The organism is Provencibacterium massiliense (genome assembly GCF_900169495.1).
Lineage (GTDB): Bacteria > Bacillota > Clostridia > Oscillospirales > Ruminococcaceae > Harryflintia > Harryflintia acetispora.
Map to the genome: position 1 here is coordinate 669,487 of NZ_FWCH01000012.1, position 23,807 is coordinate 693,293.

The following is a 23,807-nucleotide window of genomic DNA, read 5'->3' on the forward strand; positions in this document are numbered from 1 at the left end:
CAATAGTCTTGACGGCAAATCGGGAGAATCTGCATATTTCCCTTGGATTTGCCCACCAGCGCTTAAACCATTCTTTGGAGAGGCATACTAGCAATATCAACCAAAAGGATGGTAGGCAAATACTATGAAGGCAATCATCATGGCCGGCGGGGAGGGCAGCCGACTGCGCCCGCTGACCCTGGACACCCCCAAACCCCTGGTCCCCCTGTGCGGGCGGCCGGTGCTGGGATATATCCTCGCGCTGCTGCGCGCGCATGGGATCATGGACTGCGCCGTCACGGTGCGCTACCTGCAAAGCCGGATCGAAGAATACCTGCGCGAAAACATTCCTGAAGGCATGCAAGCGGTCCTCGTCAGCGAAGCGGTCCCGCTCGGGACGGCGGGTGGGGTCAAGAATGCCTGCGCCGATACGGACAAGGAGGTGCTGGTCCTCAGCGGGGATGCGCTCTGCGACGTCGATCTCGGCGCGGCGATTGACCGCCATCACGAGAGCGGCGCGGCTGTGACAATCGTTGGGAAAAGGGTGGAGGACCCGCGGGAATACGGGTTGGTGCTCAGCGATGAAAACGGCTTTGTCAAGGGGTTTGTCGAAAAACCACCCTATTCCCAGGCGGTCACCGACCTTGCCAATACCGGCATATACATCCTTGGGAAGCGGGCGTTGGATATGATCCCGAAGGGACAGCCCTACGATTTTGCCTGCGACCTGTTCGGTCAGCTCCTCTCGCAGGGAGAGCGGCTGGCTGTTTATGAAACGGATGGCTACTGGTGCGACATCGGGGACACCGACAGCTATATGCAGTGCCAATATGACATCCTGCTGGGGAGGGTGCGCCTGGAGGAGGGCATGAAGCCGCGCTCCATTCGCCCACAAGGGCGTTATGAAGCGGCGGGAGAAATCTATTTCGGCGCGGGCGCCGCCGTCGGGGAAGGCGCCGTCATCAGTGGCCCCTGCGTGGTTGGGGAGGGCGCCGTAATCGGTGCCGGGGCCGTGGTCGAAGGCGGCGTCCTGCTAAAGAACGCCAGGATCGGCGAACGCGCGAAGCTCGAAGGGGCGCTGCTCTGCCGGGGCGCCGCGATCAAAGCCGGGGGCCATGCCACCCCGGGCAGCGTGGTCGGCCCGGACGGGGTGATCGGCCGGGATGCCCGGCTGCTGCCCGGGCGCCGGGTCTGGCCCGGCCGGCGGGTGGCCGACGGGGTCATCCAGGCGGGCGACCTCATCGGCCAGAGCGGGAAGGAGACCTTTTTCGACGACGAAGGACTGACCGGGGAGATCGGGGTCGAGCTGACCCCCGAACTGCTGGCGCGCCTGGGCTGCGCCGTGGGCACCCTCGCGAAGCGCGGTGCCGTCGCCGTGGCCTGCTGCGAGGGGAAGGGAATGGCGGCGCTCAAGGGCGCGCTGGCTGCGGGGATCCTCTCCACCGGGTCGCGGGTGCTCGACTTTGGCTGCGTCTGGCGCTCCCTCTTTGACTTTTCGGCTTCCTTCACAGCCTGCCCGCTCGGGGTTTACCTCGCGCCGGGAACGGTTCAAGTGGTGGAGGACGGCGCGCTCGGCTGCTGCCGCTCGACCGAGCGTAAGCTCGAAACGCTCCTTTCGCGCGGGGAGTTCCTGCGCGCCCCGGCCGAGGGCTACGGCGAGGCGATGGAGATGCAGGGGATACAGGCCCTCTACTGCTGCGAACTGCTGCGCCATGCGCCGCTGGGGCTCCATGGGTTCTGCGCCCGGGTCAAGAGCGCCAACCGCCAACTCGAAACACTTTTGCGCGGCACGCTGGAAAGGCTCGGCTGCGACACCGGCAGCGGGCCGCTGCTGACTGTGGACCCGTCCGGACGGTCGCTGAAAATCGAGGACGGCGAAGCCGGGGAGCTCGGGGAAGAACATCTGCTCGCGCTGACGGCCCTCACCGAATTCCTCGACCAACATGATATTGCGGTTTCCTCCGATGCGCCGTATATCCTAGAGGAAATGGCCAAAGAATATCATTGTAAGGTTTACCGCTATTACGCCTGCCCGGTGGGACAGGCGGACGGGGAAGCCAGAACGCTGGCCGCTTCCCAGCCCTATTTGCGGGATGCGCTGATGATGGCGGTGCGGCTGCTTGGCTGCTGCAAGCGCAGCGGCCGCACGCTCATCGAGCTCGTCCGGCAGCTGCCCCCCTTCGAGACGGTGCGCTCGGAGCTGCAGACAGAATATTCCCCCGCGCGGTTGATGGGCAGCTTTTTGAAGGAATGCGGGGGAGAGGCCGCCGAGGGGATCCGGGTGGCGCATCCGTTGGGGACGGCGCTGGTACGCCCGAGCAAGCGGGGAGACCGCATCCGGGTCTTCGCCCAGAGTGTCAGCGCCGAAGCGAGCCGGGAGCTTTGCGAGGACATCCTCGAGCGCCTGCGCCGCCTGCAGGAGACACAAGGGTTGACAGAAAAATGAAACAGAGATACAATAATAAATTAGTAGTATTTTCCTGATTATACTATTCGGTTCAGAATATATAATAGAGCTCCATTTCCCGGTGCGGAAATAATACAGTCTGTAGACCATCATACGACTACAATCTTCCACAATCCTGCGGACTGACAGCATGAAACGGCAGAAAAGAAAACAGTGATTCACGCTTTGCGCTCACTCCATCCGGTATACGGACGGGGCGGGTCCGGTTATTGGCGTGAAAAAACATGGGAGGAATCATCGAGTGGCAGAAAATGAAAAGAATCAATCCGCGCGCGCCCCGGCGGCAAAGGGCGGGCAGGGCCGCGCTGCGCGCCCGGCCGAGAATACAAATGGTATAAAACAAAAGGCGCCCGCCGCGCAAAAGCGTCCCTCCGGCACTGCGCAAAAGCAGAACGGCAATAAATCCCAGCCCCAGGCCGGGAAGAAGAAGCCGCAGGAAGCGGCGCAGAAGACCGCGCAGGCTCAGAAAACTGAGCATACGCAGAAGGCTTCGCAAAAGAACCAACAGCCGAAGCAGTCCCGGGGACGCCAGAAGCAGCCCAGCCCGGTCGCCGCGCAGGAGCTTGCGCTCAAGCAGCGCCGCGCCCAGAAGCCGCAAAAGCAGCAGCAAAACCTGGTGCGCAAGACCCCGGTGAGAATCATTTCGCTGGGCGGGCTTAATGAAATCGGCAAGAACATGACGGTGATCGAGTGCGCAAACGACATGTTCCTCATCGATTGCGGGCTCGCCTTCCCGGACGACGACATGCTGGGCGTGGACATCGTCATTCCTGATTTTACTTACATCGAGCGCAACATCGACAAGCTGCGCGGGGTGGTGCTCACCCACGGGCATGAGGATCACATCGGCGCGCTGCCCTATTTCCTGGCGCAGTTCAAGGTGCCGGTCTACGGCACCCGCCTGACGCTGGGCCTGGTCGAGGGCAAGCTCAAGGAGCACAACTTGGTCGGCAAGGTGCAGCTCAACGTGGTCAAGCCCCGGCAGACGGTCAAGATGGGCTGCATGTCGGTGGAGTTCATCCACGTCAACCATTCGATCCCCGACGCCTGCGCGCTGGCGGTGCACACCCCGGCGGGGGTGCTCATCCACACCGGGGACTTCAAGGTGGATTATACGCCGATCGAAAACGACATCATCGACCTGCCCCGCTTCGGCGAGCTCGGGAACAAGGGCGTCCTGTTGCTGCTGGGCGAGTCTACCAACGCCGAGCGCCCGGGCAGCACCAAGAGCGAGCGCAGCGTCGGCAATTCGTTCGACACCCTGTTCCAGCAGGCGGCCAACCACAGGATCATCATTGCGACCTTCGCCTCCAACGTGCACCGGGTCCAGCAGATCATGGACGCGGCGCAGAAGTACGGCAAGAAGGTGGCGGTCTCGGGGCGCAGCATGGTAAACGTTGTGACCAAGGCCATCGAGCTCGGATACCTCACCGTGCCGAAGGGGCTGCTCGTGGAGATCGAGAACATCCGCAGCTATGCGGACGGCCAGCTGGTCATCGTGACCACCGGCTCGCAGGGCGAGCCGATGAGCGCTCTGACCCGCATGGCGATGGGGGATCACCGGCAGGTGACCGTCACCCCGAACGACTTTATCATCATTTCGGCCAACCCCATCCCCGGCAATGAAAAGCTGGTGGGGCGGGTGGTCAACGAGCTGATGAAGCTCGGCGCCAAGGTGATCTATGAAAAGATGTACGAGGTGCACGTCTCGGGGCACGCCTGCCAGGATGAGCTGAGGCTGATCCACTCCCTGACCCGGCCGCGCTTTTTCATGCCGGTGCACGGCGAGTATAAGCACCTCTCCAAGCACGCCGACCTGGCGGTGGACATGGGGATGGACCGCAAGAACATCATCATTTCGGACATCGGAAAGATCGTGGAGACCGACGGGGTGGACTTTAAAATTGTCGGCACCGTGCCCGCGGGCGCGGTGATGGTGGACGGGCTGGGCGTCGGGGACGTTGGGAGCATCGTGCTGCGGGACCGCAAGCATCTGGCCCAGGACGGACTCATCGTGGTGGTGACCACCATCGATTCGGCCACCGGCACGGTGGTGGCCGGCCCGGATATCGTCTCGCGCGGGTTCGTCTATGTGCGGGAGGCCGAGGACCTGATGAACGAGGCCAACAAGGTGGTCAAGAAGACGCTGGAGAGCTGCACCTCGGGCGGGGTGCGCGAGTGGGGGAACATCAAGCAGATGGTGCGCGACGACCTGAGCCGCTTCCTCTTCAACAGAACCAAGCGCAGCCCGATGATCCTGCCGATCATCCAGGAGATATAAAAACAGGAAATGGCAAGCCCGCCGCCGGGCGTATCTCCCGGCGGCGGGCTTTTCTTTGCCGGGAAGAAAAACTGTAGAAATTGGGGCTGTTCTCGGGGGCGGAAATATGGTATACTCTACTATATGATTGGACATATGTGTTTTGTCTTATGCGCCGGATATACGGCTTGCAAAGGGGGGCAAAAATGAAAACTTATTCCAGACTGTTTCGGCCTCTGATTCTGATCCTTCTGGCGGCGCTGATCGTCTTCTTCGCTATGGGCGCCTTCGCCAGCCGGACGCTGCTCGTCACCGGGGGCGCGCTGCTCGTGGCCTGCGTGGTATTCACGATCGGCTATTCCATCTATATCAACTACCGGCTGCGCTCCTTTTCTCTGAATGTGAGCAGCATCCTTTCCACCGCCCAGTCCGAGGCGCTGATCAATTTTCCCATGCCGGTCATCGTCACGCTGGACAACGGCGAGATCCTTTGGTGCAACAAGCTCTGCCAGAAGACGATTTTCACCGATGCCGAGGTCTATGGCAGGAATATCTCCGAGGTCTTCGGCGGGATGAGCTTCCACGGAGAGACCCAGGCGGACATCCCGCTGACCTATAAGGACAAGAAATACAGCGGCTTCATCGCCCGCGCCGAGCACGGCGAGACGGCGGTCAACGTCCTCTATCTGGTGGACGACACCGACTTGAAGTTTTATAAGGAGCGCTACTTGCAAAAGCGCGCCACCATCATGCTGATCATGATCGACAACTATGAGGAAATTTTGCAGAACGCCCGCGAGCATGACCGCTCGCAGGTGCTCCCGGCGATCGAGTACGCGATCGAGGATTATATGAAGCAGTACCACGCGGTGCTCTGCCGGATCGAGCGGGATAAATTCCTCGCGGTGGTGGAGGAGAACTATATGCAGGAGATCATCTCCTCGCGCTTCTCCCTGCTCGACGAGGTGCGCAAGATCGAGATTGCCGACCGTGTGCCCGCCACCCTTTCGATCGGCGCCGGGCTGCATGCCGGCTCGCTCGAGGACGGGGAAAACATGGCCCAGCAGGCATTGGATATGTCCCTCGGGCGCGGGGGCGACCAAGCCGCCATCAAGACCCAGAACGGCTATGAGTTTTACGGCGGCGTCTCCAAGGGGATCGAGAAGCGTACCAAGGTCAAGACCCGGATCGTCGCCAACGCCCTGGCTGAGCTGATCCAGAGCAGCAGCGACGTGATCGTGATGGGCCACCGCTTCGCCGACCTGGACTGCGTCGGTTCGGCGGTCGGGATGTGCCGGGCCGTCCAGCTGCTGGGCAAGCAGGCGTGCGTGGCGATCAACCAGGAGCGCAACCTCGCAAAGCCGCTGGTCGCAAAACTTACGGCCGACGGGCTGGGCGAGCTGTTCCGCGACCCCGACGAGCTGCTCGAGAAGGTCACCAAGGAGACCCTGCTCATCGTGGTGGACGTGCACAGCAAGCATTTTCTCGAGTCGGGCGAGCTCTACCGCAAGTGCAAGTCGGTGGTGGTGATCGACCATCACCGCAAGATGGTGGACTACATCGACAACGCGGTGATCTTCTATCACGAGCCCTACGCCTCCTCGGCCTCCGAGATGGTGACCGAGCTGGTACAGTACTTCGATATGAACAAGAAGCTCGGGCGCAGCGAGGCGGAGGCGCTCCTGTCGGGGATCATGCTGGACACCAAGAACTTCGTGATGAAGGCCGGGGTGCGCACCTTCGAGGCGGCGGCCTATCTCAAGCGCCTGGGCGCGGACACGGTGGAGGTGCGCAAGCTCTTTTCCTCCCCGATGGAGGACTATCAGCGCAAGGCGCGGCTGGTCTCCTCGGCGACCGTCTACCGCCGCTGCGCGATCGCCATGTCGGTCGGTTTCGTGGAGGACATCAAGCTGGTCGCCCCGCAGGCGGCGGACGAACTGCTGTCGATCAGCGACGTGGACGCCTCGTTCGTTATTTTTGAAAATGGCTCCACCGTGGAGATTTCCGCCCGCTCGATGGGGGCGCTCAACGTCCAGGTGGTGATGGAGGCCCTCGGCGGGGGCGGGCATCTCAACATGGCGGCCTGCCAGCTGCCGGAGGTGGACATCGAGGACGCCCACCAGAGGCTGCTCGCGGCGATCGACGATTATTTTGACAACCTCAATCAGAAATAAGTTCAAAACACGAGAAAGGATGACTCCAATGAAGGTAGTACTCAAAGCGGATGTGCACGGCTCGGGCAAGAAGGGCGACGTTGTAAACGTGGCGGACGGCTACGCCAGGAATTTCCTGATCAAGAAGGGCCTCGCGGTGGAAGCAAGCGCCCAGGCGCTCAACGATATTAAAAACGCCAAGCTCGCGCAGGAGCACCACCAGCAGGAGCTGCACGACGCGGCCGAGGCGACGGCCAAGAAGCTGAATGAAAAGACCGTCAAGCTCACCGCCAAGGCGGGCGCGGGCGGCAAGCTCTTCGGCTCGATCACCGCCAAGGAGATCGCCGCCGAGATCGAAAAGGTCTACGGCGAGAAGGTGGACAAGAAGAAAATTTCGCTGGAAAGCGAGATCAAGGGCTTCGGCACCTTTACCGCCGAAATCAAGCTCCACCCCGGGATCAGCGCGAAGGTCTATGTGGTGGTCAGCGAGGAATAATCAAAAAAACGGGCAGGACGGTGAAAGCAATTGGAAACAGCGGTATTCGATAGTGATCTGATCTCCTCCGAGCTTCCCTATTCGGCGGAGGCGGAGCAGTCGGTGCTGGGCGCCATGCTCATCGAACCGAGCTGCATCTCCACCGTGCTGCAGTACATCACCTCGCCCGAATGCTTCTACCGCCCGCAGCACAGGGAGCTCTTCTCCATCATGCTGCAGATGTTCACGGTGGGGGAGAACATCGACTTCATCACGGTGCTGGAGAAGGCGCGCGCCCAGAGCGTGTTCGCCTCGGAGGAGGATGCCAAGGTCTATCTCACCCAGCTCGTGCAGATCGTGCCCTCCATCTCGAACGTGGAGAGCTACGCGGTGATTGTGCAGGAAAAATACTATGTGCGCAGCCTGATGTACGCCGCCAAGGACGTCATCGGGATGGCCCGCGACCCGCAGGTGGATGCCAAGACCCTGCTGGACAACGCCGAGCATAAGATTTTCAGCATCCGCCAGGGGCGCGAGGCCTCGGGATTGGTGCCGATCGAGGAGGTCATCCTGGCGACCTACGACCAGCTGCAGCGGCTGTCGGGGGACGAGAAGGACGAATATACCGGCACCCCCAGCGGCTATTCCCAGCTGGACGCGATCACCACCGGGCTCAACAAGTCCGACCTGATCCTGCTGGCGGCCCGCCCGGCGATGGGCAAGACCGCCTTTGCGCTGAACATCGCCACCAACGTGGCGGCGCGCGCCAAGAAGCCGGTGGCCATCTTCTCGCTGGAAATGAGCCGCGAGCAGCTGGTGATGCGCGTCCTCTCGAGCGAGGCGAGCATCCAGTCGCAGCTGCTGCGCACCGGCTCGCTCTCCTCCTCGGACTGGGAGCGGCTGGCCCTCTCGGCGCAGATGCTCTCCTCCTCGCCGATCTATATCGACGATACGCCGGGCATCACGGTGGCCGAGATGAAGGCCAAGCTGCGCCGGGTGCGGGACCTCGGGCTGGTGGTCATCGACTATTTGCAGCTGATGTCCTCGGGGCGGCGGATCGACAACCGCGTGCAGGAGGTTTCGGAGATCACCCGCTCGCTCAAGATCATGGCCAAGGAGCTCAATGTGCCGATCATCACCCTGTCCCAGCTCTCCCGCGGACCGGACTCCCGTTCGGATCACAGGCCCATGCTTTCCGACCTGCGCGAATCCGGGTCGATCGAGCAGGACGCGGATATTGTGATGTTCCTCTACCGCGACGCCTACTATGACCGGGACAGCACGGAGCAGAACGTGGCCGAGTGTATCGTGGCCAAGAACCGCCACGGCGAGACGGATACCGTCCAACTCGGCTGGGAGGGGCAGTTCACCCGATTCACGACCCTGGAGCGTTTTCGCAATGAACCATGACCTGACCCTTTGCCGCAAGGCATTTAAGACGATAAAATCCTATGATATGTTAAAACGGGGCGACAACGTGGTGCTCGGATTGTCGGGCGGCGCGGATTCTGTCGCCCTGCTCGATTTTCTCTGCTCCTTGCGCCAGGAGTGGGGACTCGTGGTCCATGCCTGCCATATCAATCATGGAATCCGCGGGCAGGAAGCGGACCGGGACCAGGCCTTCTGTGAGGAATTGTGTCAAAAATATACTGTTAAGCTATATTGCTTTACAGAGGATATCCCCGCTCTGGCGGCCGCTTGCGGCCGCTCGCAGGAGGAAGTGGCGCGGGAGTGCCGTTACCGGCATTTTGAGGCGCTGTCCAAAGAGTTCGGTGCGAAGGTCGCGACCGCGCACACCCTTTCGGACAGCGTGGAGACGGTGATCCTGAACCTTGCGCGGGGGAGCGCGCTTGGGGGACTCTGCGGGATTCCGCCGGTGCGGGGCGCGGTTGTGCGTCCTCTGATCGCGGTCACCCGCGAAGAGGTCGAGGATTACTGCGCACGCCGGGGGCTGTCCTATGTGACCGACTCGACCAACGAAACCGACGACTACACCCGCAATTTTATCCGCCACCATCTGGTACCCGGACTGCTAAGGGTCAATCCCGGGGCGCAGCGGGCCGTCGGCTCGATGAGCGAGGTGCTGCGCGAGCAGCGGGATTACCTCGAGGGACAGGCGGCGCTGGCGCTGCAAAGAGCGGAGCGGGGAGAGGGATACGACGTCGCCTCCCTTTCAAGCGAGCATATCGCGCTGCAAAGGCTGGCCGTCAGCGCGCTGCTGCGCGGGCAGGGCGTACAGGTGGACCGGGCGCTGGTGGAGCGGGTCCTCGCGGCGTTCGGGGTAGAGAGAGCGGTGCTGCAGCTGCGCCGTGGCCTGTATCTTTGCCTGGAGCGGGGGCTGCTTTTTTTCAGGGAGGGTCGGCCCGCTAAGGAAGAGGAATCCTTTTGCCAACCTTTTGAGGCAGAAAAAGTAATAGTATTTCAGGGGAAAACCTACCGCTTTTTATGTTACGATTATGAACAATTTAAAAATATTGAAAATAATGACAAAAGCCTCTTAAAAAACTGCATTGATTATGATAGAATAAAAGTCAATGCAGTTTTGAGGACGCGCAGGGCCGGGGACCGTTTTTCCCATCCCGGCCGGGGTTGGACCAAAACGCTCAAGAAGCTCTTTAACGAATACCATGTCCCGCCGCCTGAGCGCGGCCGGCGCCTGGTTTTGGCCGACGAAGAGGGCGTGCTGTGGGTCGAGGGCTTCGGAGTGAACCGCCGGGGGGCCGTAACCGGACTGACCGGCCGGGTTTTGCAGGTTGTGATCACCCCCTGCGAGGGCGCAGGAACGATAGAGAAAAAAGGCGGGGAATGCGATGAGGGAAGATATTTTAAAGGTACTGATCACCGAGCAGGAGCTGAAAAATAAGATTGCGCAGCTCGGTGCGCAGATTTCCAGGGACTACGCGGACAAAAACCTCCTGATGGTCAGCGTGCTCAAAGGCTCGGTCATTTTTATGGCTGACCTCATGCGGGCCATCACCATCCATGCGCGGGTCGATTTCATGGCCGTTTCGAGCTACGGCTCGGGGGTAAAAACCAGTGGCGTGGTTAAAATAGTCAAGGATTTGGACCTCCCGCTCGACGGGTATGACATCCTGATTGTCGAGGACATTCTCGACAGCGGCAAGACCCTCGATTACCTGATCGATATTCTCAACCAGCGCAATCCGAAGAGCATCAAGATTGCGACGCTGCTCGACAAGCCCGAGCGGCGCGAAGTGAATATCAAGCCGGATTATTCGGGCTTTGTGGTGCCGGACGAGTTCGTGGTCGGCTATGGGCTGGACTACGCCGAAAAGTACCGCAACCTACCCTTCGTGGGGGTGCTTAAGCCCGAAGTTTATAGTCATTGACAAAGCATTCGTCTCATTTTCAGAATTAGCAGGACAGGAGTGAACCCTATTGGCAAATAAGCGACCGAAGGGGATTAGCGTTTACCTCATCATGCTGGCATCCCTCATGCTGATTGCAATGTTCATGTTCTCGATGAACAACAGCAGCGTGAGTATCCAGTATCCGCAGGTGCTGCGCCTTTTCGACGAGCACCGCGTTTCGCGCTATTCCCTGGACTTCACCAACGGAGAGATGGAGCTGGCGGTGAAGATCAAGCCCTCTGAAATGCAATCCATGCTGGGCCAAAACGCCGCCGGCCTCACGGTCGGGAATTCCAATGAGCAGGCCCTTGCGGGCGGCCTGTTCGGAATGTTCGGCAGCGGCGGCACAAACAACCCGCAGCGCCCCGGCGGCAGCGCGCCGGACGCCGAACAGGAGATGACCCTGTCCTACCGTTTGCCGAGCATCACGCTCTTTTTGGAGCATGTCGACCCTGTCCAGTATGAAAAGGAATATAACGAGCTCAATCCGGACAATCCGCTGGTGTGGAACTGGACCCCGCCCAAGGGCGAATCCCTCTTCACCCTGCTGCTGCCGACCCTTCTCATCATCGGTGTGATGATGGTCTTCTACTGGCTGATGATGCGTCAGGCGGGCGGCGGCGGAAAGATGATGAGCTTCAGCAAGGCAAAGGTCAAGTCCCCGGACGACAGCCGCAAGGTCACCTTCGACGATGTGGCGGGCGCGGACGAGGAGAAGGCCGAGCTGGTCGAAATCGTGGAATTCCTCAAGAACCCGAGCAAGTTCAATATGCTCGGCGCGCGCATCCCGAAAGGCGTTCTGCTCATGGGCCCGCCCGGAACCGGTAAAACGCTGCTCGCCCGCGCGGTCGCGGGGGAGGCGGGGGTGCCCTTCTTCTCGATTTCCGGTTCCGACTTCGTCGAGATGTTCGTCGGCGTGGGCGCGTCCCGTGTGCGCGACCTGTTCGACAATGCCAAGAAAAACGCGCCGAGCATCGTCTTCATCGACGAGATCGATGCCGTTGGGCGGCACCGCGGCGCGGGCCTCGGCGGCGGACACGACGAGCGCGAGCAGACGCTAAACCAACTGCTCGTCGAGATGGACGGCTTCGGCGCCAACAGTGGGGTCATCATCATTGCCGCGACCAACCGCCGCGACATCCTCGACCCGGCGCTGCTGCGCCCCGGGCGGTTCGATCGGCAGATCGTGGTCGGCTATCCGGACGTCAAGGGCCGCGAGGAAATCCTCAGGGTGCACACCCGCGGCAAGCCCATCGGGCCGGATGTGGATTTACGCACCATCGCCAAGACCACCGTCGGCTTCACCGGCGCGGATCTGGAGAACCTGGTCAACGAGGCCGCTTTGATGGCGGCGCGTTCCAGCCGCAAGGCGATCACCATGGAGGACATCGAGATGGCGACCATCAAGGTGGTGGCCGGGCCCGAGAAGCGTTCCCATGTGGTCAGTGAGAAGGATAAGCGCCTGACCGCCTTCCATGAGGCGGGACACGCGGTGACCACCTACTATTGCGAAACCCAGAAGAAGGTGCACGAGGTTTCGATCATCCCGCGCGGGATGGCGGGCGGCTACACCATGTCGCTGCCTGAAGAGGACACCAGCTACAACACCAAGCATGAGATGGAGGAGGAGATCGTCACCCTCCTCGCCGGGCGGATGGCTGAAAAGCTGGTGCTCGACGACATCTCCACCGGCGCATCCAACGACATCGAGCGCGCCACCAAGATCGCCCGCGCGATGGTGACCCGCTACGGCTTCAGCGAGCGGCTCGGCCCGATCGTTTACGGCCAGGACGAGGAAGAGGTCTTCCTGGGGATGGACATCAACCATACCCGCAACTACTCCGAGACGGTGGCCGCCGAGATCGACGAGGAAATCCGTGCCATCATCGACACCGCCTATGACAAGGCCGAGGAGATCCTCACCGAGCACCGCGACCAGCTCGACCGGGTGGCCAACTTCCTCTTCGAATATGAGAAGGTGGACGCCGAGGGCTTCGATAAGCTGATGAAGGGCGATGAGAGCGTCTACGGCGAGTATGAGCAAAAGCTCAAGGAGCGCGAGGAACAGGAGCGCCGCCGCAAGAAGGAGCAGGAGGAACAGGCCCGCCAGCGTGAGCAGCGCCGCCGCGAGGAAGAGGAGCTGCGCCGCCAGCGCGAGAGCATGAATGGCGCGCCTGGCAACGCCTATGTGGAGTATCCTCCTAAGCCCGAGCCGCCGCGTGACCCGAAGAGCCCGCCTCCCGTGGACGAGATGTATCCTCCGGTACGCAAGGAGATGCCCAAGGAAAATCCCTCCCAGGACGAGAGCGTAAAACCCGAGCCGCCCGTGGACGAGAAGCAGGATGATGGGACAGACAATAAATAACAAGCTGGCGGCCACCGCAGTCATTGCGGTGGCCGCCTTTTACGGGACCGCCGCGAAGCCTTCAATACTTTGAAAAGTGCGTAGGATCAATTTCCAGCTTGAAAAAAGGCGCGCCCGGATAATGGGCGCGCCTTTCCATTTTGGTCGGATTGTGATAGAATAGCCAATGAAATGTAGAGAACCGGGAAAGGGGATGAGAGGATGCTGCACCTGCTGCTCGGCCGTTCGGGCACCGGCAAAACGAGCGAAATCTACCGCCGGATTGCGCAGAGCGTTGCAAAGGGAAAACCGGTCGTCCTGCTCGTCCCCGAGCAATTCTCCTTCGAGAGCGAGCGCGCGCTGTGCGCTCTGCTGGGCGAGCGCGAGGCGCTGAGCGTCCAGGTGCTCAGCTTCACCCGGCTCTGCCACAAAATTTTCTACCGCTACGGCAAGGTCGCCGGGAACTACATCGACCGTCCGGCGAAGTACCTGCTGATGAGCCTCGCCGTCGCCCAGGTACAGGAGGAGCTGAGCGTCTACCGCACCCAGGCGGCGCGCACCTCCTTTGTGCCGGTGGCGCTGGATATGGTGGGGGAGTTTAAAAATGCCGGCGCCTCGCCCGACGACGTACTGTGCGCCGGGCGGGAAAGTGAAAACGAGCGGTTGGGGCGGAAGCTCTCCGAGATCGGGCTGATCTACCAGGCCTATCAGGCGATCGTCGAGCGCAGCTTCTGCGACCCGGCGGACGATATTTCCCGGGCAATCGGGCTCTGCCGGGGCAGGGGGTTCTTTGTGGGGAGCGATGTTTATATCGACTCCTTCACCGCCTTCATGGCGCCTGAGTTTCAGATGATCGAGCAGATCATGGCCGAATGCGACGAGCTGACCGTCACCGCCTGCTGTGACACCCTCTACGATGAGACAGGCGGCAGCGGCCTTTTTTCCAGCGCCAACGAGACCCTGCGCCGGCTGATGGCGGCGGCCAGGCGGGCGGGCTGTCCTGTCGCCTCGCCCGAGTACTTGTCGCAGCAGCACAGGGCGCAGTCCGGATCTTTGCGCCATCTCGAGCGGGAATACCTGCGCGGCGGCGCGCGCTTTACGGGCGCGCAGCAGGAGGTGTGCGCAATCGCCTGTGGCGATATTTACGACGAGATCGAAACGGTGGCGCGCCAGATCGCCGACCTCACGCTCGAGCGGGGATACCGCTACCGCGAGATCGCCCTGATCGCGCGGGACCTGTCGTCCTACAGCGACATCATCCTGGACACCTTTGCACGCTACCGCATCCCGGTCTATCTCGACCGGCGCGAGGAGGTCGAGAGCTTTGAGCTGGTCAACCTGATCCTCTCGGCCCTGCTGGCCGTGCGGGGCGGGCTGGACAGCACCGAACTGATTGCGTTGAGCAAGATCCCGCTGCTGGGCTTCCCGGAGGAGGACACCTTCGAGCTGGAAAACTACTGCTTCATCTGGGACGTGCGCGGGCGGCTGTGGCAGAACCCATTCCAGAACAACCCCGACGGGATGGGGGAGACGATGAGCGAGGAGCAGGCGGCGCGCCTGGGGCGGATCGAAGCGGTCCGCCAGGGGCTGATGGGTCCGCTGCTGCAGCTGCGCGAGGCGCTGCGCGAGCCGACCGGGAAGGTCTTTGCACAGGCGGTCTACCAGTACCTGTGCGAAAGCGGCGCGCTTGGGCGGCTGGAGGAAAGCTGTGGTATTGCCAAGGAGGAGGAATACGTCCAGTACCAATCCGAGCTCTACGGGCAGGTGATCGACATCCTCGACCGTTTTTACGAGCTGCTGGGCGATGAGAGGATCTCCAAGCCCCGCCTGATTGAGCTCTTCCGTCTGGCGGTTCAGTCCTGCGACGTGGGCAAGCTGCCCCAGACGCTCGACCAGGTGATCGCCGGTACGGCGGACCGCATCCGCCCGAGCGGGATACGCGCCACCTTCGTCATCGGAGCGGTGGAGGGGGAGTTCCCCATCCGCTTCCAGAGCTCGGGGCTTTTCAGCGACCGCGAGCGCGAGCAGATCAAGCGCAGCGGGGTCGGGATCAACACTGCCAAGAACGAGCTGAACGCCCTCGAGCGCTTTTACAGCTACTTTGCACTGACCACCCCCAGCGAGCGGCTGACCGTCAGCTATCCCACCCGCTCGGTCTCGGGCGAGGAGAAGCGCGAATCGGTGATGGTGCGCGCCATCACTGGGATGTTCGAGGGGAGCCTCCTCTCCTCTGCCGGCCTGGACCCCGTCCGGGGGCTGAGCAGGCGGGAGAACGCCTTCGCGCTGCTCTGCTCCCGGTACGGGCAGGACAGCGTCCTTGCAGCCAGCCTGCAGGAGTTTTTCTCCGGCGGGGAGGAGCTGCCCCGCCTGCGGCGGGCCGTCCAATCTGTAAAGGACAAAAACTTTACAATTGAGGAACGGGCGGTCGCCACCGGCCTGTTCGGCACCACCCAGGCGCTTTCGCCCTCCCGGCTCGAGCGCTACTATGGCTGCGCCTTCGCCTACTTCTGCGACGGGGGGCTGAAGCTGCACCGCCGGCGCAAGGTGGAGTTTTCCCCCTTGGAGTCGGGCTCCCTGATCCACTATGTGCTGGAATATATGGTGAAAAAGTATGCGGCCGGCGGGGAGGCGCTGCCGAAGGAAAAGGAGCTGCGCGCCGAAATCTGCGCCCTGATCGACGACTACCTCAGCGAACGGATCCAGGACACGGGCAGTGTGGATTCCCGTTTCCGCTATCTTTATACCCGGCTGGTCAACACCCTTTGCCGGCTGGTGCGCCGCCTGTGCGAGGAGTTTTCTCAAAGCCGCTTTCGCCCCTACGCCTTCGAGCTGCCGATCTCCGCGGATGCGGCGAACAAGCCGGTCGTGCTGCAGACCCCCGGCGGGAACACCGTTTTCGTGCAGGGGATCGTGGACCGGGTCGACCTGCTCCAGGATCAGAGGGGGAAGTACCTGCGGGTGGTGGACTACAAATCGGGCGCCAAGACCTTTGCGCTCACCGACGTTTATTACGGGCTCAACATGCAGATGCTCATCTACCTCTTCGCCCTCTCGCAGAACGGCGAGCAGCCCCTGCGCGGAGCCTTCCCGGCGGGGGTGCTCTACATGCCCGCGCGGGAGGGGGTGCTCTCGGTCGAGCGGGGGACCCCGCCCGAGCAGATCGCCGCCGAGCGGGCCAAGGGATACAAGATGAACGGCCTGCTTATCGACAACATTTCGGTTCTCTGCGATATGGAGGAGGGCCTTTCCGGGCTGTTCATCCCCGCCAAGCTCAACCGCGACGGGTCGCTTGACAAGGCCTCCAAGGTGGCGGGGCTCGAGGAGTTCGGGCGGCTTTGCCGGCATATCAACCGCCTTGTCTGCCAGATGGCGGACCGCCTGATCGAGGGCAAGGTGGGCGCGCTGCCCGCCAGCGGCCTGGGGTACGACCCCTGCCGGTACTGCGATTATAAGACGATCTGCCGCCGCGAGGCGCAGGGGGCGAAGCGCAACTTGCAGGAGATGAGCCGGCAGGAGCTCATGGAGGAGCTGAAAAGGGAGGAGGAGAGCGCCGTTGGCCAATGTACGCTGGACTGAGCAGCAGCTGCAGGCGATCACGGCCAGGGGCGGGAGCGTGCTGGTCTCGGCCGCCGCGGGCAGCGGGAAGACCGCCGTACTTTCCGAGCGGGTGATCCGCCTGATCGCGAACCGGGAAAACCCGACCCCTGCCGACCGGCTGCTGATCGTCACCTTTTCCAACGCCGCCGCCGCCGAGATGAAGGAGCGGATTGCCAAGAAGCTCGAGGAGCTCGTTGAGCAAAACCCTGCTGACAGCTATCTCACATCACAGCAGTTGGCGCTGCAGAACGCCACCATCGGCACCATCCACGCCTTCTGCCTGCAGCTGATCCGCACCAACTTCCAGCAGCTTTCGCTCTCGGCCAGCCTGCGCATTGCCGATGAGAGGGAGCTCCAGCTTCTGCGCCGTGAGGTGCTTTCCGGGCTCGTGGGGGAGTACTACGAGGAAAATGATCCGCTCTTTTTGCAGACGGTCGAGCTGCTCTCGGCTGCGCGCAGCGACGAGCAGCTCTTTAAAACCGTGCTGCGGCTCTACGATTTCACCCGTTCGCACCCGTTCTGTGAACAGTGGCTGCAAAGCAAGCTGGCCCTTTACCGGGAGGAGCTGCCGATTGAGCGGACTGTCTGGGGCGAGGAGATTTTGCGCTACGCCGAAGGGGCGGTGCGCTTTCTCTGTCAGGAGCTGGGCGGCGCGATCGATTTGATCAAAGAGGACGACAAGCTCTCGTGCGCCTATCTTGAAGCCTATCAAAGCGACCTGAGCTATGCCGGCCCGCTGCTCACAGCGCTGCAAAACCGGGATTGGGACGGCGCTTATTTGGCGCTGCGCGCCTTTACATTCATCAAACTGCGCCCGCTGCGCGGCTACGAGGACGAGGAGCGCAAGGCGCGCATCAAGGCCGTGCGCGACGCTGAGAAGGACCTCATCGAGCGGCTGCGAAAGCGCCTGCTCTGCGTCGACAGCGTGCAGGCGCGGGAGGATATCCGCGACCTGCGCCCGAAAATCGCCTTGTTGTTCGGGATGGTGGAGCAGTTTTCCCACCGCTTTGAGGAGCGCAAGCGGGAGCGGCAGATGGTGGATTTCAGCGACCTTGAGCAGTACGCCATCCGGCTGCTCTGCCGGCAGGACGAGGCGGGAGGAGTCACCCCGACCGAGCTCGCGAGGGAGCTGCAGGGGGAGTACGATTATATCCTGCTCGACGAGTATCAGGATACCAACGAGGCGCAGGAGATGATCTTCTCTGCCATCCAGAAAGGGGACAACCTCTTTATGGTGGGGGACGTCAAGCAGAGCATCTACGGCTTTCGCCAGGCGGACCCGAAAATTTTCATGCGCAAAAAGGATGGCTACGGCTACTACGACGGGGAGCACTATCCCGCCAAGATCATACTCGGGGCGAACTTCCGCTCCCGGAGTGAAATCTGCGAGGGGATCAATGACCTGTTTTTTGCGCTCATGAGCCGCCGGGTCGGGCAGATCGACTACGACGAGGACGAGCGGCTGGTCCCGCTGGGCGGCTTCCCGCAAAGCCCCCGGGCCGGTATTTCGCTGGAGCTGCTGGACATGAGCGAGAGCGAGGAGCAGGCCGCCGAGAGTGAGGCGCGCTACGTCGCCGCCCGGATCGCCGGGATGCTTCGGGACCGCGAGCAGGTCAGCGACCACGGCGCCATGCGCCCGGTTCGCCCGGGAGACATCGGGATCCTGCTGCGCTCGCCGAGGGGGAAGGCCGAGCTCTACCTGCGCGAGCTGGCGGCCCTCGGGATCCCCGCCTTCTGTGGCGCGCAGAGCACCTATCTGCAGACGCTGGAGGTCGGGACCGTCCTCTCGATCCTGCGCGCTACCAACAATCCTTTGAACGACATCCCCCTGGTCGCGGCGATGATGTCTCCGGTCTATGCCTTCAGTGCCGGCGAGGTGGCGAAAATCCGCCTCTACCAAAAGGGCAAGCCCTATTACCTCGCGCTGTTGGAGGGACAGCGCCAGGGGGATGAGAGATGCAAGGGCTTCCTCAACGATCTGCGCGATTTTCGCCGGATGGCCGCCGGGCACAGCACGGCGCGCCTGCTGCGCTATATCTACCAGCGCACCGCCCTGCCCGAGCTCGTCGGGGCGCTGGACAATCCCGAGGGGCGGCTTGCCAACCTCAATCTGCTGATCGGATATGCCAGGACCTATGAGAATGCGGGTTACCGCACCCTCTCGCAGTTCCTGCGCTTTTTGGAGGAGGTGGAGAGCGCGGGGGACGATCTCTCGCCCGCCAACCTCAGCGCGGGGAGGGGCGATGCGGTACAGATCATGAGCATCCACCGCTCCAAGGGGCTGGAATTCCCGGTGGTCTTCCTCTGCGACTGCGCCAAGCGTTTCAATAAGGAGGACCTGCGTCAAAACGTGCTGCTGCACAGCGAATTGGGCTTCGCCTGCGTGCGCCGGGACTATGAGACCATGAGCCAGTACACCACGGTCCCCCTCGAAGCGGTGAGGCTCGCGGTGGAGCGGGAGCTGGCGAGCGAGGAGATGCGCGTGCTCTACGTCGCGCTCACCCGCGCCAAGGAGCGCCTGATCCTCACCGGCGCTCTGGACCGCCTGCAAAGGAAGCTCGGAGGGCTCTACGTTTCGCCCAAGGAGGACGGGCGGCTGCCCGAGCATGCCGTCGCCGCCGGACAGAGTTACCTGGAGTGGATTTTGATGGTCGTGCTCAGCCACCCGGACGGCGCGCCGCTGCGGGAGTACGCTTCGCTCCCCGCCGGCCGGCTGCTGCCCGCTAAAGGGCGCTTCTCCTGCCGGATCACCTCGACCCCCGAGGCGGCGGCGCAGGAGGAAGCCGCCTATCGGGAACCGGTGCTCACCGCCGAGCCGGACCGGCGGCTGGTGGAGCAAATTCGCAAAAACGTTGCGCGAAGCTACCGCTATCAGGGAGCCACCCTCGTTCCGACCAAGGTTGCGGTGACCGCCATCACCGAGGGGGTCGAAAAGGGGGAGGCGGGGAAGAGCTACCTGTTCTCGAAGCAGCCGCGCTTCATCACCCACGAGCGGCTCACCGCCGCCATGAAGGGCGACGCCTTCCACAAATACATGCTCTTTGCCGACCACGCGGCGGCGAGCGTCGATCCCGAGGCCGAGATCAAGAGGCTGGTGGACGAGGGCTTCCTCTCGTGCGACGAGGGCGCGGCGCTCGAGCGGCGGCAGGTGGCAGCATTTTACCGCTCCTCGCTCTATGGGCGCATGGAGCGCGCGCAGAGGGTGGAGCGGGAATTCCGCTTCATGACCCAGCTCGGCGCCGAAAAGCTCGCCCCGCTGATCCCGCAGATCGGGGAGGAGCGGGTGACGGTGCAGGGCATCTGCGACCTGGTGCTCTTCGAGGAGGATGGCGCGCTGATCGTGGACTATAAGACCGACCGCGTCAGGGAGCCGCAGGCGCTGCTGGAGCGCTACCGGGGGCAGATTTTGCTCTACGCAGAAATTTTGGAAAAGATTTTGCGCCAGAGCGTGAAGGGGTGCATCCTCTACTCGACCGTACTCTCCCAGGAGATCGAGGTGCCGATGGCGGGATCACAGAAAAATGAGGCTTGACAAACTGTCATGCGGCTGATATGATATTTAGGAACAATAAAGAAGAACGGGTTTCTGTTCTCACCTGTGCGTTTATTCTGCGCACACGGTCAATACTTGTTTTCGCTCCGAAGCTGCGGGGCGGAATATGGATTGCCGTAAAGCGTGAGCGAAATTTCGTTCACGCTTTATTTGATGTACGGCCCGTCTCGGGCCGCCTGGGCAGAGCAGGGAGGGAATCCCTCCCGCAACACAGTGGCTTTGGAGGTGTTTTACCATTAGCAAAAAAGAGATGCAGATCAATGAAGAGATCAGGGAAAAGGAAGTTAGGCTCCTGGGGCCAGACAGCGAACCGATCGGTTTTATGTCCTCGAAGGAGGCGTTGGAGCTGGCCATTCAGAAGAACCTTGATCTGGTCATGATCGCGCCCGCGGCGACGCCGCCTGTCTGCCGGATCATGGATTACGGCAAGTACCGTTTTGAGCAGGCGAAGCGTGACAAAGAGGCAAAGAAGAAACAGAAGGTCATCGAGATCAAAGAGGTTCGGATGTCTCTGAATATCGACGTGCACGACTTCGACGTCAAGGTGAACCAGGCGAAGAAATTCATGCAGGGCGGCGACAGGGTCAAGGTATCGATCCGGTTCCGCGGCCGCGAGCTCGCCCACACCAACCTTGGCAACGGCGTCATGGAACGTTTCGCGCAGGCATGCAGCGAATTTGGTAATGTGGAAAAGCCGCCGAAGATGGAAGGCCGGAGCATGGTCATGTTCATGACCTCGAAGCCCCCGGCAAAACCCGTCAAGTAAACAATGAAATGGAGGATTATAGATCATGCCGAAACTGAAAACCCACACCGGAGCGAAAAAGCGCTTTAAGGTCACCAAAAACGGAAAGATCAAACGTGCCCACGCCTATAAGTCCCACCTTCTCAACGGCCACGGCAAGGACACCAAGCGCAAGAGAGGCCTGAGAAAAGCGGCCTATGCCGACAAGACCAACGTTGGCGCGATCAAGCTGCTGATCCCTTATAAGTAAACTTTAAAACAACCACGTTAACGGAGGTATAGATTTATGGCACGTGTAAAGGGCGCGTTGATGACCCGTAAAAGAAGAAAGAAAGTTTTAAAGCTCGCGAAGGGCTATTACGGCGGCAAGAGCAGACTGTTTAAGACCGCCAAGGAAGCCGTCATGAAGTCCGGCCAGTACGCTTACATCGGCCGCAGGCAGAAGAAGCGCGACTTCCGCCGCCTGTGGATCACCCGCATTTCCGCCGGGTGCAAGATGAACGGCATGAACTATTCCACCTTCATGAACGGCCTCAAAAAGGCTGGGATCACCCTCAACCGCAAGATGCTCTCTGAGATCGCGATCCACGACGAGGCTGCCTTCACCGCCCTCGTTGAGAAGGCAAAGGCCGCTCTCTAATAGACAAAAACGCCCGTGTCTGATCTGGAGCACGGGCGCTTTTCCATATTTTGCCGATTCCGAAAATGACACGAAAGGGGAGGGCCGCCACGCTGCGCGAAATCACCTCGTCGTCCAACGAAATTTGCAAGCAGGTAAAAAAGCTGCTCTCCTCCCGCGGCTATCGCCGTGACAGCGGGCGCTTCGTCACCGAGGGGAAGCGGCTCTTTTCCGATGCGCTCGCGAGCGGGCTGCAGCCTTTGGAGCTGCTGCTCTCTTCCGGGCTTTCGCCCGATGAGCGGCTGGAGTACGCTTCCTGCTGCGAGCGGGCCTATCTGCTGCCGCAATCGCTGATGACCTCCCTTTCGGACACCCGCACTCCCCAGGGGGTGATGGCCGTCTTCCCGCTGCCGAAGCCCTCCGCCGCCCCTGTGCTGGAGGGGGACAAGCTGCTGATCCTCGTCTCGCTGCAGGATCCCGGCAACGTGGGCACCATCCTGCGCACTGCCGAGGCGTTCGGGATCGGGCGGGTCATCCTCTCGGCGGACTGCCCGGACCTGTATTCCCCCAAGCTCCTGCGCGCCACCATGGGCGGGGTTTTCCGGCTGCCGATCACGGTCACGCCGGATATCCCCGGGGTGATCGGCGCGCTGCGCGCGCAGGGGGTGCGGGTCCTGGCCGCCGCGCTGCGGGAGGGCGCGTTGCCCCTGGATGAACTCGATCTGCGCGGACGGGTCTGCGCCGTTGTGGGCAACGAGGGAAACGGGCTGCCGGATGAGATCATCGGGCTTTGCTCCGGCGCCGCCATCATCCCGATGAAGGGGGCCGCTGAGTCCCTCAACGCCGCCATGGCGGCGGGGATATTCCTCTGGGAAATGACAAAAAACGACTGACTTTTCTTTGACATCTGAGGTTGATCATGACAGAATACGAGCACGAGGTCTACTGGATCTGGCTGCAGAGCGTGCTGGGCTGCGGAAGCCACCGCACCAATATGCTGCTGCGGCGCTATAGCGGCGCCCGCGAAATCTATGAGCTGGATGAGGCAGAGCGCAGGGAGAGCCGCAACTTTACTCCCGATGAGATCGAAAAGCTGCGCGCCGCGCCCATCGGGAAGGCGCAGGCGGTTTATGAACGCTGCCATGCCCTCGGCTGCCGGGTGGTTACCCCTGAGGACGAGCTGTATCCCGAGCGGCTGCGCGATATCTACGCCATGCCCATCGTCCTCTATGTCAGGGGCGATATCGCGGGGCTCAGTAAACAGTTCGCCATCTCGATGGTGGGCACCCGGAATTGTACCGGCTATGGTCTCAGCGCGGCGAGGATGCTCGCCGGCCAGCTCGCGCGCTTCGGAGTGGTGGTCGTCAGCGGCATGGCCCTGGGGATCGACACCGCCTGCCACCAGAGCGTGATGGACCATAAGGGGAAGACCGTCGCAATCCTCGGCAGCGGGATCGACGTGCCCTATCCGCGGGACAATGAGAAGATGATGGCCCGCCTTTGCCGGGAACACGCGGTGCTCACCGAGTATCCGCCCGGGACCGCGCCTGTCGGCGCACACTTCCCGGTGCGCAACCGGCTGATCGCGGGGCTGTCCCTCGGCACGGTGGTGGTCGAGGGGGACGAGCGCAGCGGCGCCATGATCACCGCCTCCCATGCGCTCGACCAGGGCAAGGACGTCTTCGCCGTGCCGGGAAGGATCGACGACAGACAATCCGCCGGCCCGCTGAAACTCATCAAACAGGGCGCGAAGCCGGTCACCTGCGTGGGGGACATCCTGTGCGAATACGAGCATCTCTACCCCGAACAGCTGCGCAGGCTCTATCAGATCGAGATGGAGAAGTACGAGGATAAAAAGTCCAAGGGGAAGGTGCAAGTGGAGGAAAACCCGGAGCCTGCCCGTCCGCGTCCCGAGCCGCCCGGGGAGCTCGACGAAACCCAGCGCATGGTCTATGAGCGGCTGGGGAGCGCGGCCCAAAGCGTACAGGAGCTCTCGGCGGCCACCGGCCTGTCGGTGCCAAAGCTCCTGCCCATACTCACCGAGATGGAGCTCATGGGCGCGATCGAGAACCGCTCGATGAACCGCTACGCCCTCCCCGAAGGGAAATGGCCAAATTGTAAAAAAACGTAAATAATCCGTCCGCCTCTTGCATAAAGAGCGGCGGCGGCATACAATAAATACAAAATGCCCGGACGGGGGCGCTTTGGTCCCCGCATCCGTCAGCAAATATTAAATACAGGTGA

The 23,807-nt window shown here is 61.7% G+C and carries 15 protein-coding genes; all 15 read left to right on the forward strand.

Annotated features, from left to right (window positions below; all coding sequences use genetic code 11):
* Window positions 1–124 precede the first annotated feature (124 nt).
* The 15 genes from B5477_RS08305 (at window position 125) to dprA (ending at window position 23,694) form a co-directional block, all read left to right on the forward strand.
* On the forward strand, window positions 125–2,425 hold the full coding sequence (locus B5477_RS08305) for a sugar phosphate nucleotidyltransferase (RefSeq protein ID WP_079699243.1): 2,301 nt from the start codon (window positions 125–127) through the stop codon (window positions 2,423–2,425).
* A gap of 262 nt (window positions 2,426–2,687) precedes the next feature.
* On the forward strand, window positions 2,688–4,727 hold the full coding sequence (locus B5477_RS08310) for an RNase J family beta-CASP ribonuclease (protein ID WP_079699244.1): 2,040 nt from the start codon (window positions 2,688–2,690) through the stop codon (window positions 4,725–4,727).
* Between the two features lie 185 nt (window positions 4,728–4,912).
* On the forward strand, window positions 4,913–6,880 hold the full coding sequence (locus tag B5477_RS08315; RefSeq protein ID WP_159448981.1) for a DHH family phosphoesterase: 1,968 nt from the start codon (window positions 4,913–4,915) through the stop codon (window positions 6,878–6,880).
* A gap of 28 nt (window positions 6,881–6,908) precedes the next feature.
* Window positions 6,909–7,355 (forward strand): 50S ribosomal protein L9, encoded by a 447-nt coding sequence (rplI, locus tag B5477_RS08320; RefSeq protein WP_079699246.1) that lies wholly within the window; start codon window positions 6,909–6,911, stop codon window positions 7,353–7,355.
* Between the two features lie 30 nt (window positions 7,356–7,385).
* Window positions 7,386–8,744, forward strand: a complete 1,359-nt coding sequence (gene dnaB / locus B5477_RS08325; protein WP_242942157.1) for a replicative DNA helicase — start codon at window positions 7,386–7,388, stop codon at window positions 8,742–8,744.
* Entirely contained in the window at window positions 8,734–10,197 is a 1,464-nt protein-coding gene (gene tilS / locus B5477_RS08330; protein WP_079699247.1) for a tRNA lysidine(34) synthetase TilS, read from the forward strand. The genes dnaB and tilS overlap by 11 nt, the downstream gene beginning before the upstream one ends.
* A complete protein-coding gene (hpt, locus tag B5477_RS08335) occupies window positions 10,145–10,684 on the forward strand; it encodes a hypoxanthine phosphoribosyltransferase (RefSeq protein WP_079699248.1) in 540 nt (179 codons plus the stop codon). Before tilS ends, hpt begins: the two co-directional genes overlap by 53 nt.
* Before the next feature lie 106 nt (window positions 10,685–10,790).
* A complete protein-coding gene (gene ftsH, locus B5477_RS08340; RefSeq protein WP_479725093.1) occupies window positions 10,791–13,070 on the forward strand; it encodes an ATP-dependent zinc metalloprotease FtsH in 2,280 nt (759 codons plus the stop codon).
* Between the two features lie 201 nt (window positions 13,071–13,271).
* Window positions 13,272–16,625 carry a PD-(D/E)XK nuclease family protein gene (locus B5477_RS08345; protein WP_079699249.1) on the forward strand — a complete coding sequence of 1,118 codons (3,354 nt, stop codon included), beginning with the start codon at window positions 13,272–13,274 and terminating at the stop codon, window positions 16,623–16,625.
* The gene (addA, locus tag B5477_RS08350; RefSeq protein WP_079699250.1) at window positions 16,603–20,178 is read left to right on the forward strand and encodes a helicase-exonuclease AddAB subunit AddA; all 3,576 of its coding nucleotides are present in this window, start codon (window positions 16,603–16,605) and stop codon (window positions 20,176–20,178) included. The genes B5477_RS08345 and addA overlap by 23 nt, the downstream gene beginning before the upstream one ends.
* A gap of 271 nt (window positions 20,179–20,449) precedes the next feature.
* On the forward strand, window positions 20,450–20,965 hold the full coding sequence (gene infC, locus B5477_RS08355; protein ID WP_079699251.1) for a translation initiation factor IF-3: 516 nt from the start codon (window positions 20,450–20,452) through the stop codon (window positions 20,963–20,965).
* A 25-nt stretch (window positions 20,966–20,990) separates the two neighbouring features.
* Entirely contained in the window at window positions 20,991–21,194 is a 204-nt protein-coding gene (gene rpmI, locus B5477_RS08360; RefSeq protein WP_079699252.1) for a 50S ribosomal protein L35, read from the forward strand.
* A gap of 36 nt (window positions 21,195–21,230) precedes the next feature.
* Window positions 21,231–21,584 carry a 50S ribosomal protein L20 gene (rplT, locus tag B5477_RS08365; RefSeq protein WP_079699253.1) on the forward strand — a complete coding sequence of 118 codons (354 nt, stop codon included), beginning with the start codon at window positions 21,231–21,233 and terminating at the stop codon, window positions 21,582–21,584.
* 50 nt (window positions 21,585–21,634) lie between these two features.
* A complete protein-coding gene (locus tag B5477_RS08370) occupies window positions 21,635–22,456 on the forward strand; it encodes a TrmH family RNA methyltransferase (protein ID WP_143533570.1) in 822 nt (273 codons plus the stop codon).
* Between the two features lie 26 nt (window positions 22,457–22,482).
* Window positions 22,483–23,694 (forward strand): DNA-processing protein DprA, encoded by a 1,212-nt coding sequence (gene dprA, locus B5477_RS08375; protein ID WP_079699255.1) that lies wholly within the window; start codon window positions 22,483–22,485, stop codon window positions 23,692–23,694.
* Window positions 23,695–23,807 lie beyond the last annotated feature (113 nt).